Genomic DNA, 12,310 nt, shown 5'->3' with positions numbered 1-12,310 from the left:
GAGACCTCCTCCACATCGGATGCGCATTCACCTCGAATGATCCGCCGTCCGGTGTAGTTTCGACCCGACAACGGGGATCGGGGGGCCGACGATGGCGTGGTGGTCGAGGAAAGCCAGCCACAGCGCGGGCGATCAGGCGCACCTGGACGCCATGGGCTCGCTCGTCGCGTCGAACACGGCCGCCGCCGCGCGGCTGCGGGCCGACCGTCCCGACCTCGCCGTGTCCCTGCTCGTGGAGACGCTGGCCGGATGCCGGGAGCGGCTGGGCTCCGTGCACCCCGACACGCTCACCGTCGCCGGCAACCTGGGCGTGGCGCTCGTGCAGGCCGGGCGCTGGTCGGAGGGCATCGACATCCTCACCGGCAACCACGCCGCCCGCACGGACGTCTTCGGCGCGGACGACCCCCGCACCCTCACCGCGGGCGAGGCCCTGGCCACGGCGTTCCGGCTGGCCGGACGCGCGGAGGAGGCCGTCGACCTCGCCACCGCGATCACCGCCGAGCGCCGCCGCACCCTGGGCCCGGAGCACCTCGACACCCTCACCTCCCGCATGAACCTGGCGCTGGCCCGCGCGGCCACGGGCGACGTCGAGTCGGCGTGGACGCTGCTCAAGGCGGCACTGCACGACGCCGAGCACACGCTCGGCGGCGCGCACGCCCACACCATCGCACTGCGCGGCGCCCTCGCGGCGTGCCTCGCGCACCTCGGACGCCCGCGGGAGTCGACCGAGGAGTTCGACCGGGCCGTCGCCGACTCCACCGAGCTGCTGGGCGCCGACCATCCCGATACCGTCGCACTCGTCGAGGATCTCGAGAACGTGCACAGCCCCGAGCGGTTCGCGCTCACGTCGGCCATTCCCGCCTGATATTTCCACTCCGCGTGGAGGGGGAATTACACAGCGTTCAGGGTGAGCATTCCGAGCAGTTCTGCGGCGATCTCCGAGAATCGCACCGAGGTGGTCGTCGCGAGATCACGGGGCCGCGGGAGATCCACCACCACCTCGTGCCGGACGGTCGTCGGGCGCGGCCCGAGCACCACGACGCGGTCCGAGAGCAGCACGGCCTCGCGGATGTCGTGGGTGACCATCACGACCGTCCAGCCGAAGCCGGCGCGGACGTCGGCGAGCCACGTCTGCATGCCGGTGCGGGTGAGCGAGTCCAGCGCCCCGAACGGCTCGTCGAGCAGCAGCACGGGCCGGTCCTGCACCACCGTGCGCAGCAGCGCCGCCCGCTGGCGCATCCCTCCGGAGAGCTGCGCGGGGCGGGCGTCCTCGAACCCGGCCAGCCCGAACGTCGGGAACAGCGCCCGCGCCCGCTCGCGCGCCTCGGAGCGGGGCATCCCGGCCACCTCCAGCCCCAGGGTCGTGTTGGCGAGCACGGTCCGCCAGGGGAACAGCAGGTCCTGCTGGGGCATGTAGGCGAACGGGTCGACGCGGCCGGTGGCGTCCTTCCCGTCGACGAGCACGCGCCCGGAATCGGGGCGTTCCATCCCGGCGACCACGTCGAACAGGGTGGACTTGCCGCAGCCGCTGGGCCCGATCACCGACACGAACTCCCCGGTGTCCACGTCGAACGAGACACCGTCCAGCACCGGGAGACCGGGGTAGGCCTTGGTCAGCCCCTCCACGCGCAGGTCAGACATCGCGGTTCCACGGGATGACGAGCCGCTCCACGAGGTAGGTCAGCGCGAACAGCGCCACCGACAGCACCGCCGTGACGACGACGGCCGCCAGCACCAGGTCGGTGCGGAACGAGTTCTTCTGCAGGTTCATGAAGATCCCGAGCCCGGCCGTGGCCCCCACGTACTCGGCGAAGATCGCGCCGGTCACGGCGTAGGTGATGCCGATGCGCAGCGCGGTGAAGAACCGCGGCAGCGCGCCGGGCAGCCGGACCAGCCGGAACTGCTCCCACCGCGACGCGCCCATGCTGCGCAGGAGGTTGGTGGCCTGACGGTCGGTGGCGGCGAACCCCTCGATCAGCCCCACGGCGATCGGGAAGAACGTCACCAGTGCGATCACCACGACCTTGGGCAGCAGCCCGAACCCGAACCAGATGATCAGCAGCGGCGCGATCGCGATGATCGGCAGGGTCTGCGACACCACCAGCAGCGGCGTCAGCGCGCGCCTGAGCCACGGCGAGAAGTCGACGGCCACCGCCAGCACCCATCCCACCAGCAGCGACACCGCGAAGCCCACGAGCGTCACCTGCAGGGTCGGCAGCGTGTTGGCCCACAGCTGCTCCCGGTAAGCCCACCCCTGCTCGACCACCCTCAGCGGGGAGGGCAGCACCTGCGGCCGCACGTCGAACGCGACCACAGCGACCTGCCAGACGACGAGCAGCAGCACGACGAGCACGAGCGGCGGCGCCACCCGCCGCACCACCCCCACCCCGCGAGTCGGGGTCTCCGTGCGCGCGAGTCGAGGTCTCCGTGCGCGCGAGTCGGCCCGTCCGTGCGCGCGGGCCGGGATCTGCGCGAGACCGTCGGCGCGGCTCACGAGGCCAGGTGCGCGTTGGTGAACCATGTCGAGAAGTCCGGGCGCGTGGTGAGCGGTTTGCCGTCCGGACCGGCCAGCGTGCCGGTGTCGAACGCGAACCCGGAGTAGCCCGACCACATCCCGGCCGTCTGCGGTCCGACCTTCCCCGAGCCGTCCTTGAGGTACTTCGCCGCGAGCATGTCCTGGCTGCGCGTCACCAGCGTGGGCTCGGTGAACGTGCCGGGGTTGGCGTCCATCAGCAGCTGGGCGGCCTTGCCGGGGTCGTCGGCGCCCAGCTGGTAACCGCGCTGCGCGGCCTGCACGAACGCCGTGGCCTGGTCCGGGTGGGCGGCGAGCCACGGGGAGTTCGCCATCAGCAGCACGCTGTAGGCGTCGGGGAAGCCGTAGTCGGTGTAGGCGAACGTGCGGAACGGCTCGCCGCGCATCTCCGCCTCGATGCCCTCCCACGCCAGGAACGGTTCGGTGAAGTCGGCCTGCCCCGCGTAGACCGCCTCGTACGCCGAGGTGCCGAGCACGACGGTCGTGAACACCCCGCGGCCGCCCGCATTCTTGATCACCGCGGCCATCTTCGGCTGCTCACCCGGCGCGCCGAAGCCGCCGTAGACCTTGCCGTCGAGGTCCTTGGGGGTGCGGATGTCGGTCCGCCCGGCCTTGACTCCGATCTCGGTGCCCCAGTGCTGCAGGATCGCCATGACCGAGGTGATGTCGGCGCCGGCGGCCTTGGAGTAGGTGAAGGAGTCCTGGAACGAGATGCCGAACTCCGCTGCGCCCGACGACACGAGCGTGTCGGGCGAGGTGGAGTTGTAGGGCAGGAACTGCACGTCGAGGCCCGCGTCGCGGAACCAGCCCTGCTGCTGGGCGACGTAGAGCCCGGTGTGGTTGGTGTTGGGCGTCCAGTCCAGGGCGATGCGGACGGTCTGCGCGCTGCTGCCTGCACCTCCCCCGCACGCCGCGAGCAGGGGCGACGCCGCCAAGGCGGCGAGGATGGTCCTTCTGGGTACGCCAGTCACTGCGTTCCTCCCTACACCGGTACTAACCGGATCAGGTTCGAACGGTCGACGGCCGGCCTGCCGCCCTCTCAGCCTCGGATCGTGGGCTCCCGCGGGTCGGAGGTGACGTTACCTCGTCACAGGAGGGACTGGTTCGCCCCACCGTCGACGGGGGTGGCGGTGCCCGTGACGAACCGGGCCTGCTCGGAGCACAGGAACGCGACGACGGCCCCGAAGTCCGACGGCTCGCCGACCCGCCCGGGCGGCCGCTTGCCGCCGTTCATGCCGCGCAGCCGGGCGGTGTCGTGCAGGCCGGGCAGCACCGAGTTGACGGTGACGCCGTCGGCCGCGCACTCCGTGGCGAGGGTCTTGAGGAACCCGGTGGCGCCGGCGCGTGCGGTGTTGGACAGCACCAGGTTCGGGTACGGCTGGCGCACGCCCGCCGACGTGATCGCGACGATCCGACCCCATCCCGCCGCGCGCATGCCCGGCACCGCGGCCAGGCACATGTGGACGACGGCGAGCAGGCTGCGGTTGAGCGCCTCCTGGTACGCCGACGCGGGGGTGGCGAGCGCGGTGCCCGGCGCCGGACCCGGCCCGTTGGTGACCAGGATGTCGACCGGCCCCGCCTCCTCGACGAAGCGCGCGGCCTCCTCGGGGCGCGTCAGGTCGGCCACGACGTACGCGGCCCCGATCCGCTCGGCCGCCTCCTTCGCCCGGCCCTCGTCGGAGCCGCAGATCGTGACCCGCACCCCCTCGGCCGCCAGCGCCTGCGCGCTCGCGAACCCCAGCCCGGCCGTGCCCGCGGCCACGGCCGCGCGTCTCCCGCTGATTCCCAGATCCATGACGGTGATCAGACCACGGATCATCAGAACTGGGTATCCGCAGGTCGGACACGCAACACCGGCGTCAGGACGTCCGATGTGCACGGCAACGGACCTGCACGGACGCAGGTCGCCGACAGTCGGGGAGCCCACCATGACCACCACGCCGCAGCAGCCCCGTGATCCCGAACCAACCGCACTGGGGCACCGACCCCACCACGGCCATCCCCGTCCAGCGCGCCGGGTCGCCGCTGCCGCAGGCCCCGAAGCCGCCGAAGGCCCGCCGCCGCTGGCCGTGGGCCGTCGGCGGGCTGGTCGTGGGACTGGTCATCGGGGCGACCGCCCACGCCGGCTCGGCCACCCCGGCCGCGGCGACCCCGGCCGCCGCCCCGGCGTCCGCCACCGCCCCGGCGGCCCCCGCGGCTGCCGCGGTCCCGGCCGCTCCCGTCGCCCCGGCCGCCCCCGCCGGTCCCCTGACGTCGTTCTCCGACGGCACCTACGAGGTGGGCACCGACATCGCCGCGGGCAAGTACAAGACCCCCGGCCCGGGCAGCACCGACGCCCTGAGCGCCTGCTACATGGAGGTCGGCGACGGTTCGGGCCAGGTCGGGGGCATCGACAAGAACGACATCCTGACCGGACCCGGCGTCGTCACGCTGAAGGCGGGCAAGGTCTTCACCGTGAAGAACGGCTGCACCTGGACCAAGGTCGGCTGACCCCGGCGTCGCGACCCCCTCCTCGTACCCGGACAACGCGGCGGAGGAGGTCACGGCCGCCCACAACGACGTCGACGGCGTGCCCGCCACCGAGCACGACGCCCTGGTCAACGGCGTGCTGAAGGACGAGTGGGGCTGCGACCGGGCTGATGCTGTCGGACTGGTTCGCCACGCGCTCCACCGGCGGGTCCGCGAACGGCGGGCTCGACCTCGTCATACCCGGCCCGTCGGAGCACCGGGGCGGGAAGCTCGTCGCCGCCGTCCGGTCCGGGGACGTGCCGGAGGCGACGGTCCGCGAGGCGCTCGACCCCGAGCACCCGGCCCACCCCTGGGTGCAGGCGCACTACGACAGCCTCGAGCGCTGGCTCACCGCGGCCGTCGAGCACGGGCGGGAGTGGGGCGAGTTCCGCGCCGACACCCCCGTCACCACGCTCGTGTGCCTGACCATCGCGGCGGAGTTCCGGCACGTCGTCGACGCGCGGCGGCAGACCTGGAAGATCTGGCCCGAACGATCTACACGGCCCCGAGCACCGGCTCGAACGCCAGCTCCGCCGCGCCCACCAGCTTCGCGTCGCGGCCCAGCGGGCTCAGCTCGATCCGCGTCCCGCCGACGGCCCGGCTCACCAGGCTGCGCTCGTGCACGAGGTCGCGCACGTGCCCGACGACGGCCGAGGGCAGCGCGGTGAACAGGTCGCCGAGCACCACGAGCTCCGGCGCCATCATGTTGACGACCGTCACCAGCCCGGTGGCCAGCCACTCGGCGAACTCGTCGAGCGGGCCGGGCCGGGCGCTGGTCTCCAGCGAACGCAGCTCGGCCACCACCACGCCGCGCGCGGTGTCCTCGGGCAGCCCGAGGGCGCGGCACATCGCCGCCTCCCCCACCTCGGTCTCCCAGCAGCCGCGCGACCCGCAGTAGCAGGGCCGCCCCCCCGGCCGGACGACGAGGTGGCCGATCTCCCCGACGTAGCCGCGGGTGCCGCGCAGCGGCCGGCCGTCGGAGATCACGCCACCGCCGACGCCCTTGTCCGCGGAGATGTAGACGAGGTCGGTGACGTCGCGGGCCACGCCGCGGACGTGCTCGGCCAGCGCCCCGAGCTCGGCGTCGTTGGCCACCTGCACCGGCAACTTGAGCACCGACGCCAGGCGCGTGCCCAGCGCGACGTCGCGCCAGCCGAGGTTGGGGGCCTCGTGCACCCAGCCGTCGTCGCGGCGGACGACGCCGGGCAGCGACACCCCGACCCCCGCCGCGCTCACGGCCAGCTCCTCCGCGAGCAGCTGCGCCGACTCCGCGACGTGGGTGATCACCTCACCCGGTGTGCGGGTGCGGCTGTGCAGGTTCCAGCTGTGGCGTCCGAGCACCTGCCCGCCGATGCCGACGATCGACATCGCCACCTGCTCCACCCGCACGTCCACCGCGAGCACCACCGCGGCCTCCGGCGAGGGCAGCACCATCAGCGAGGGCCGCCCGGCGCCGTTGCGCTGCGCCGGGACGGCCTCGGTGACGACGCCGGACTCCGCGAGCCCGTCGACCACCGACTTGATCGTGCTGCGGTTGAGCCCCAGCTCGGTGGCCAGCGTGGCCCGCGTGCAGGGCCCGTCGACGTGCAGGCGGCGCAGCAGCGCGGCCCGGTTGTGCCGTCGTGCCTCGTCGGGCCTGGCCCCCGAGGTGGAGGCGGCGCCACCGTCTCCCCCCCAGGCGCGGCTCATCTCAGCGGGACAGCTGACCTACGGCGCGACAGCACGTCCACACCCGCCGCCAGCAGCAGCACGATGCCGTTGACGAGGAACACGACCGACGACGGCTGGCCGAGCAGGCCCAGGCCGTTGTTGACGGTGGCCAGCACGGCACCCCCGATCACCGCGTTGCTCACCCGCCCCCGTCCACCGAACAGCGACGTGCCACCGATGACGGCGGCCCCGACCGCGAACAGCAGCGTGTTGCCGCCACCGGCGTCCGGCGAGACCGACCCGACCTTCGACGAGTAGACGATGGCGCCGATCGCCGCGAACGCCGACGAGATGACGAACACGGTGGCCCGGATGCGCACCACGTCGATACCGGCCCGGCGGGCGGCCTCGCGGTTGCCGCCGACGGCGTAGACGTGCCGGCCGAAGCGCGTGCGGTCGAGGATGTAGGAGCCCGCGACCAGCAGGACCAGCACGATCGGCACCACGTAGGGCACGCCGCTGATCACCACGAGGGTGCTCTGCGACCGGTTGACCGTCAGCAGGAACGTCGCGATGGCCGCGAGGATCACCACCGCGGCGATCTTGAGCAGGACCAGCCCAGTGGGCTGCGCGACCAGACCGAGCCTGCGCCGCGAGACCTGCCGGTTGAGCAGCACCGCGGCGTAGCCACCGGCACCGACGACGAACAGGATCCAGCTGCCCAGCGTGGAGAGGTTGCCGTTGGCCACGGCGTTGATCACGGGGTCGCGCAGGCCCAGCGTGCCGCCGGTGCCGATGAGCTGCAGGATCACGCCCTGCCAGGCGATGAACAGCGCCAGCGTGACGACGAACGACGGCATCCCGACCTTGGCGATCAGGAAGCCGGTGACGCAGCCGATGACGGCGCCGACGCACACGGCCAGCAGCATCTCCAGCCACGGGTTCGGCGGGAAGCCGACCACCAGCAGCAGCAGGGCGACCACGCCGAGCACGGCACCCCACCAGATCTTCAGCAGGACGGCCAGCACGACCGCCACCAGCAGGACCACGGCGAAGGCGACGAACACGCCCGTGCCCATCGCGCCCAGCAGGTTGCCGTTGCTCACCAGGTGCAGTGCCATGACGGCGGCGGCGAGCCCGGACGCGGTGCCCGCGGCGAGGTCGATCTCGCCGGTGAGCAGCACGAACACCAGGCCCATCGCGATGATCGTCTGACCGGCGCCCTGCTGGAGCAGGTTGGCCAGGTTGATCAGGCTCGGGAAGATCTCCGGCGCCAGCACGGTGAACAGGACGAACAGGGCCAGCAGGCCGAGCAGCGCCGGCAGCGAGCCGAGGTCGCCGTTGCGCAGGTTCGCGACGTAGCCCCGCAGGGCCTCGCCGGTGGACTTCGCGGTGGTGTCGATGCCGAAGTCGGCCGCCCGCGTGGACGCGGGGCCGGCGCGGTCGGCCGCGGAGGTTTCCTTGTCGGTGGGGGCGGTCATGACTGCACCTCCGCGGGACGAATGACGTCGGTGCTCATACCGTCACGCTCTCGGGTCGTTGCAGGCCCAGCTCTCCCGAGCGGCCCGCGGTGATCAGTTCCACGGCCTGCCCGTGGGTGATGCTCTTCGTCGGCACCTCGGCGACCATGCGCCCGAGGTACAGGGTGGCGATGCGGTCCGAGACCTCGAACACGTCCGCCATGTTGTGGCTGATCAGCACGACGCCGAGGCCCTGCTCGGCGAGGCGCCGGATGAGGTCGAGCACCTGGCGGGTCTGGGCCACGCCCAGCGCGGCCGTCGGCTCGTCGAGGAGCACGACCTTGGAGTCCCACAGCACGGCCTTCGCGATCGCGACGGTCTGGCGCTGGCCACCGGAGAGGGCGGCGACGGGCATCCGCACCGAGGTGACGGTGCGCACCGACAGCGAGGCGAGGGTGCGCCGCGCGGCCTGCTCCATGTCGGCCTCGTCGAGCAGCCACGGCCGGCCGCGCTCGCGGCCGAGGAACATGTTCTGGACGATGTCGAGGTTGTCGGCGAGCGCGAGGTCCTGGTAGACGACCTCGATGCCGAGCTTGGCGGCGTCGGTGGGTGCGTTGAGCGTCACCGGGACGCCGTCGAACAGCACCTCGCCGGAGTCGATGGGGTGGATGCCCGCCACGCACTTGACCAGCGTGGACTTGCCCGCGCCGTTGTCGCCGACCAGCGCGGTGACCTCGCCGGCCCGCACCGTGAGATCCACGTCGTGCAGCACCTGGACCGCGCCGAAGCTCTTGTTCACCCCGCGTAGCTGCAGGATCGGTTCACTCATGGGGCACCTCCGTGCCGAAGGGTGCGGCAGGCGGGATCACCGCCTGCCGCACCCACGAGGGTCGGTCGGTTACTTGATGCCGAGCTGGTCGCACGCGGCCTGGGTGGCCGGCACGCAGATCTCGGACGCCTTGACCGCGCCCGCGTCCACCACGGTCTTGACGTTGTCCTTGGTGATCAGCTCCGGGGTGAGGAGCACGGACTTGACGGTGCGCTTGCCCGTGGGGTCGTCGGACGAGGCGGTGGCGATCGCGTCGGCGCCCGAGGCGTCGCCCTTGGCCAGCGCGCCGGCGAGCTGCGCGGTGGCCTCGGCCTCCTTGGAGATGTCCTTGAAGACGGTCATGTACTGGTCGCCGCGCAGGATGGCCTGCAGGCCGTCCGGGGTGGCGTCCTGGCCGGTCACCGGCACCTTGCCGTTGAGGCCGACCTTGGTCAGGACGGTGATGATCGCGCCGGCGAGGCCGTCGTTGGCCGCGGCCACGCCGTCGACCTTGCCGCCGTTCTTGGTCAGGATCTGCTCGAACGTGGTGCCGCCGACCTGGTTGTCCCACTTCGGGATGGCCTGCTTCTCCACGAGCTTGAGCGCACCGGACGCGAACAGCGGCTGGAGCACCGTCTGCTGGCCGTTGTAGAACAGCGTGGCGTTGTTGTCGGTGGGGGCGCCCTCGATCTGGATCACCTGCGCGCCGGGCTTGGCCTTGAGCGCGTCCGCGAGACCCTGCCCCTGCAGCGCGCCGACCTTCACGTTGTCGAACGACACGTAGTAGCCGCTGGTGCCGCCGAGGTTGAGCCGGTCGTAGTCGATGACCGGGATGCCCTGGGCCTTGGCCTTGGCCTCCACCGCGGCACCGCCCTCGCTGCTGATCGAGGCGATGACCAGCACCTTGACGCCGCTGGAGATCATGCCGTCGGCCAGGGTCGAGAACTTCTGCTCGTCGCCCTGGGCGTTCTGGATGTCGGCCTGCAGGCCCTGCTTCGCCATGGCGGCGGTCAGCAGCGGCTTGTCGAAACCCTCCCAGCGGGCCGAGCTGGCCGTCTCCGGGAGGATGACGCCGACCTTCGCACCGGAGGCGGCGGCGGGCGCGCTGCTGGCCCCGCCGGCGCTCGGGGTGGCCGCGTTCTGCCCGCAGGCGGCGAGCGTCAGGGCGAGGCCCAGCCCCGCAGCCGCGAGCGCAGTCTTCTTCACGCGCATCTCGTGTTCCTTCCACAGCGTCGGGGAGTCCCGCCGAGGCGGGTAAATGTTGTGACCGGCAACGTATGTCCCCAACTGGAGTGGTGCCAAGCACACTGAATCGTTCAAGTTCCCGAAATCGGTCACGTTTCCGCAACACGAGCTCCGATTTGTTGCGACGCCCACCGTCCGGAGGCCGCCCAGTAGGCCGAACGGCCCACACCCGGCGTCACCACACCGACGCCCGGCGGCACCGCCACCGTCCATCCCGCGTTCACCGTCCGGACACGCCGACGGACGAAGGTGCGCCGGTGGCCATCCCGGACTTCCTCGCGGACCCCTCCGCCCTGCGCGTCGACGACTCCGACGACGACGACCCCGTCCTCGTCGGCCCCGACGGCAGCCACGTCGACACGTGGCGCGAGGGCTACCCCTACGACGAGCGCCTCTCCCGCGGCGAGTACGACCGCACCAAGCGACTGCTGCAGATCGAGCTGCTCAAGCTGCAGAACTGGGTGAAAGAGACCGGCCAACGCGTCGTCATCCTGTTCGAGGGCCGCGACGCCGCCGGCAAGGGCGGCACGATCAAACGCTTCATGGAGCACCTCAACCCGCGTGGCGCCCGCGTCGTCGCGCTGGAGAAGCCGACCGAGCGCGAGTCCACCCAGTGGTACTTCCAGCGCTACGTGGCCCACCTGCCCGCCGCCGGCGAGATCCTCATGTTCGACCGCAGCTGGTACAACCGTGCCGGCGTCGAACGGGTCATGGGCTTCGCCGAGCCGCGCGAGTACATGGAGTTCCTGCGCACCACTCCGGAGCTGGAACGGATGCTCGTGCGCAGCGGGATCACGCTGGTCAAGCTGTGGTTCTCGGTGTCGCAGAACGAACAGCTCACCCGCTTCACGATCCGCCAGGTCGACCCCGTCCGGCAGTGGAAGCTCTCCCCCATGGACCTCGCCTCGCTCGACAAGTGGGAGGACTACACCGAGGCCAAGGAGGCGATGTTCTTCTACACCGACACCGCCGACGCGCCGTGGACGGTGATCAAGAGCAACGACAAGAAGCGGGCCCGGCTCGAGGCCATGCGCCACGTCCTGCGCCTGTTCGACTACCCCGGCAAGGCCCTCGACGTGGCCACCGACCCCGACCCGCTGATCGTCGGTCCGGCGGCCGAGCTGTTCGAGTACGGCGAGCGGACCGGCCACTTCCCGCCGCTCGCCGCCCGTCCACACGAGTAACGACCGATTTCACTCAGGTGCCCCAGCGTCACCTGATCCGGGCGAAATCAATTACGCAGTGTCATATTCGGCAGATTACCCTGCGTGATCCGTGTCACGTCCGCAGCACCGGCGCCGGCTCGTCGCCGTCGCGGGACCGCAGCGCGACGGCGGCGATGACCGCGGATATCCCCGCCGCTTCCCACAAGCCCGGGACCTGCTGCAACGTGAGCAGACCGACCACGGTGGCCGTGGCCGGGAGCAGGGCCAGCAGCACCGCGAACCGGGCCCGGCCGACCCGGCGCAGCACGATCTGGTCGATCACGTAGGGCACCACGCTCGACAGCACCCCGACCCCCACGGCGATGGCCGCCACCAGGGGGTCGCCGAGCGCGGAGAGCGCTCCCACGCCCCCGACGAACAGCAGCGGGGAGAGCATCACGGCGGACACCGCGAACCCCACGGCCATGTCGTCGAGCCCGTTCCCGGCGCTCGCCACGCGCTTGCCGAGCACGATGTAGGCCGCCCACATCGCCGCCGCCGTCAGGGCCCACAGCACCCCCGACGGACTCCCTGACCAGCGCACATCGGCGATGAGGAGCACCCCGAGGGCAGCCAGCACCACCGCGGCGACATCGCGGGCGCGCTGCGACGCGAGCGCCGCCACCGCCACCGGCCCGCAGAACTCGACGGCCACCGCGGTGCCCAGCGGGAGCCGGGCGATCGCCTCGTAGAACGCGATGTTCATCAGCGCCGTCGCCATGCCGAACAGAACGGCCCTCCCGAGGCGCCTCCCCCGCCACGCCACCCGTTCGGGTCGTCGCCAGATGATCAGCACCACGGCGGCCCCCACCAGCCGTAACACGGCGACGGTGGTCGGCGACAGGCGATCGAACAGTGCGACCGCCAGCGCCGCCCCGACGTACATCGAGACGGCGCCGGC

The 12,310-nt window shown here is 72.0% G+C and carries 12 protein-coding genes and 1 riboswitch; of the genes, 3 read left to right on the top strand and 9 right to left on the bottom strand.

Annotated features, from left to right (window positions below):
* The first annotated feature begins 91 nt into the window (after window positions 1–91).
* Complete coding sequence (locus BGP03_RS06640; RefSeq protein ID WP_298796604.1) at window positions 92–865, top strand: tetratricopeptide repeat protein; 774 nt, start codon at window positions 92–94, stop codon at window positions 863–865.
* A 26-nt stretch (window positions 866–891) separates the two neighbouring features.
* Here the strand turns inward: BGP03_RS06640 and BGP03_RS06635 are convergent, their stop codons facing one another.
* The 4 genes from BGP03_RS06635 to BGP03_RS06620 all read right to left on the bottom strand — a co-directional run bounded on the left by BGP03_RS06635 (window position 892) and on the right by BGP03_RS06620 (window position 4,352).
* Window positions 892–1,641, bottom strand: coding sequence for an ABC transporter ATP-binding protein (locus BGP03_RS06635; RefSeq protein WP_298796606.1), 750 nt, complete (start codon window positions 1,639–1,641; stop codon window positions 892–894).
* Window positions 1,634–2,368 (bottom strand): ABC transporter permease, encoded by a 735-nt coding sequence (locus BGP03_RS06630; protein WP_298796607.1) that lies wholly within the window; start codon window positions 2,366–2,368, stop codon window positions 1,634–1,636. Before BGP03_RS06630 ends, BGP03_RS06635 begins: the two co-directional genes overlap by 8 nt.
* Before the next feature lie 122 nt (window positions 2,369–2,490).
* The gene (locus BGP03_RS06625; RefSeq protein ID WP_296372660.1) at window positions 2,491–3,468 is read right to left on the bottom strand and encodes an ABC transporter substrate-binding protein; all 978 of its coding nucleotides are present in this window, start codon (window positions 3,466–3,468) and stop codon (window positions 2,491–2,493) included.
* 27 nt (window positions 3,469–3,495) lie between these two features.
* Window positions 3,496–3,607: riboswitch (TPP riboswitch) on the bottom strand.
* A gap of 13 nt (window positions 3,608–3,620) precedes the next feature.
* Window positions 3,621–4,352 carry an SDR family oxidoreductase gene (locus BGP03_RS06620; protein WP_296372662.1) on the bottom strand — a complete coding sequence of 244 codons (732 nt, stop codon included), beginning with the start codon at window positions 4,350–4,352 and terminating at the stop codon, window positions 3,621–3,623.
* Window positions 4,353–4,486: 134 nt separating this feature from the next.
* On the opposite strand from BGP03_RS06620, the gene BGP03_RS06615 reads away from it, so the two are divergent.
* Window positions 4,487–5,023, top strand: coding sequence for a hypothetical protein (locus BGP03_RS06615; RefSeq protein WP_298796608.1), 537 nt, complete (start codon window positions 4,487–4,489; stop codon window positions 5,021–5,023).
* 513 nt (window positions 5,024–5,536) lie between these two features.
* On the opposite strand, the gene BGP03_RS06610 is transcribed toward BGP03_RS06615, so the two are convergent.
* The 4 genes from BGP03_RS06610 to BGP03_RS06595 all read right to left on the bottom strand — a co-directional run bounded on the left by BGP03_RS06610 (window position 5,537) and on the right by BGP03_RS06595 (window position 10,171).
* Window positions 5,537–6,730: an ROK family protein gene (locus tag BGP03_RS06610; RefSeq protein ID WP_296372666.1), complete on the bottom strand. Its 1,194-nt coding sequence runs from the start codon at window positions 6,728–6,730 to the stop codon at window positions 5,537–5,539.
* On the bottom strand, window positions 6,727–8,172 hold the full coding sequence (locus BGP03_RS06605) for an ABC transporter permease (protein ID WP_296372668.1): 1,446 nt from the start codon (window positions 8,170–8,172) through the stop codon (window positions 6,727–6,729). Before BGP03_RS06605 ends, BGP03_RS06610 begins: the two co-directional genes overlap by 4 nt.
* A 34-nt stretch (window positions 8,173–8,206) precedes the next feature.
* Window positions 8,207–8,980, bottom strand: a complete 774-nt coding sequence (locus BGP03_RS06600; protein WP_296372670.1) for an ATP-binding cassette domain-containing protein — start codon at window positions 8,978–8,980, stop codon at window positions 8,207–8,209.
* Window positions 8,981–9,049: 69 nt separating this feature from the next.
* On the bottom strand, window positions 9,050–10,171 hold the full coding sequence (locus BGP03_RS06595; protein ID WP_296372672.1) for a substrate-binding domain-containing protein: 1,122 nt from the start codon (window positions 10,169–10,171) through the stop codon (window positions 9,050–9,052).
* Between the two features lie 290 nt (window positions 10,172–10,461).
* Here BGP03_RS06595 and ppk2 point away from each other — a divergent pair, with 290 nt between their 5' ends.
* Window positions 10,462–11,388: a polyphosphate kinase 2 gene (gene ppk2, locus BGP03_RS06590; protein WP_298796610.1), complete on the top strand. Its 927-nt coding sequence runs from the start codon at window positions 10,462–10,464 to the stop codon at window positions 11,386–11,388.
* A gap of 94 nt (window positions 11,389–11,482) precedes the next feature.
* Here ppk2 and BGP03_RS06585 read toward each other — a convergent pair whose 3' ends face one another.
* Window positions 11,483–12,295 carry an EamA family transporter gene (locus BGP03_RS06585; RefSeq protein WP_296372720.1) on the bottom strand — a complete coding sequence of 271 codons (813 nt, stop codon included), beginning with the start codon at window positions 12,293–12,295 and terminating at the stop codon, window positions 11,483–11,485.
* Between the last annotated feature and the right edge of the window lie 15 nt (window positions 12,296–12,310).

The organism is Pseudonocardia sp. 73-21 (assembly GCF_001899645.1).
Taxonomy (GTDB): domain Bacteria; phylum Actinomycetota; class Actinomycetes; order Mycobacteriales; family Pseudonocardiaceae; genus Pseudonocardia.
This window is presented reverse-complemented; position numbering and strand designations above follow the sequence as displayed.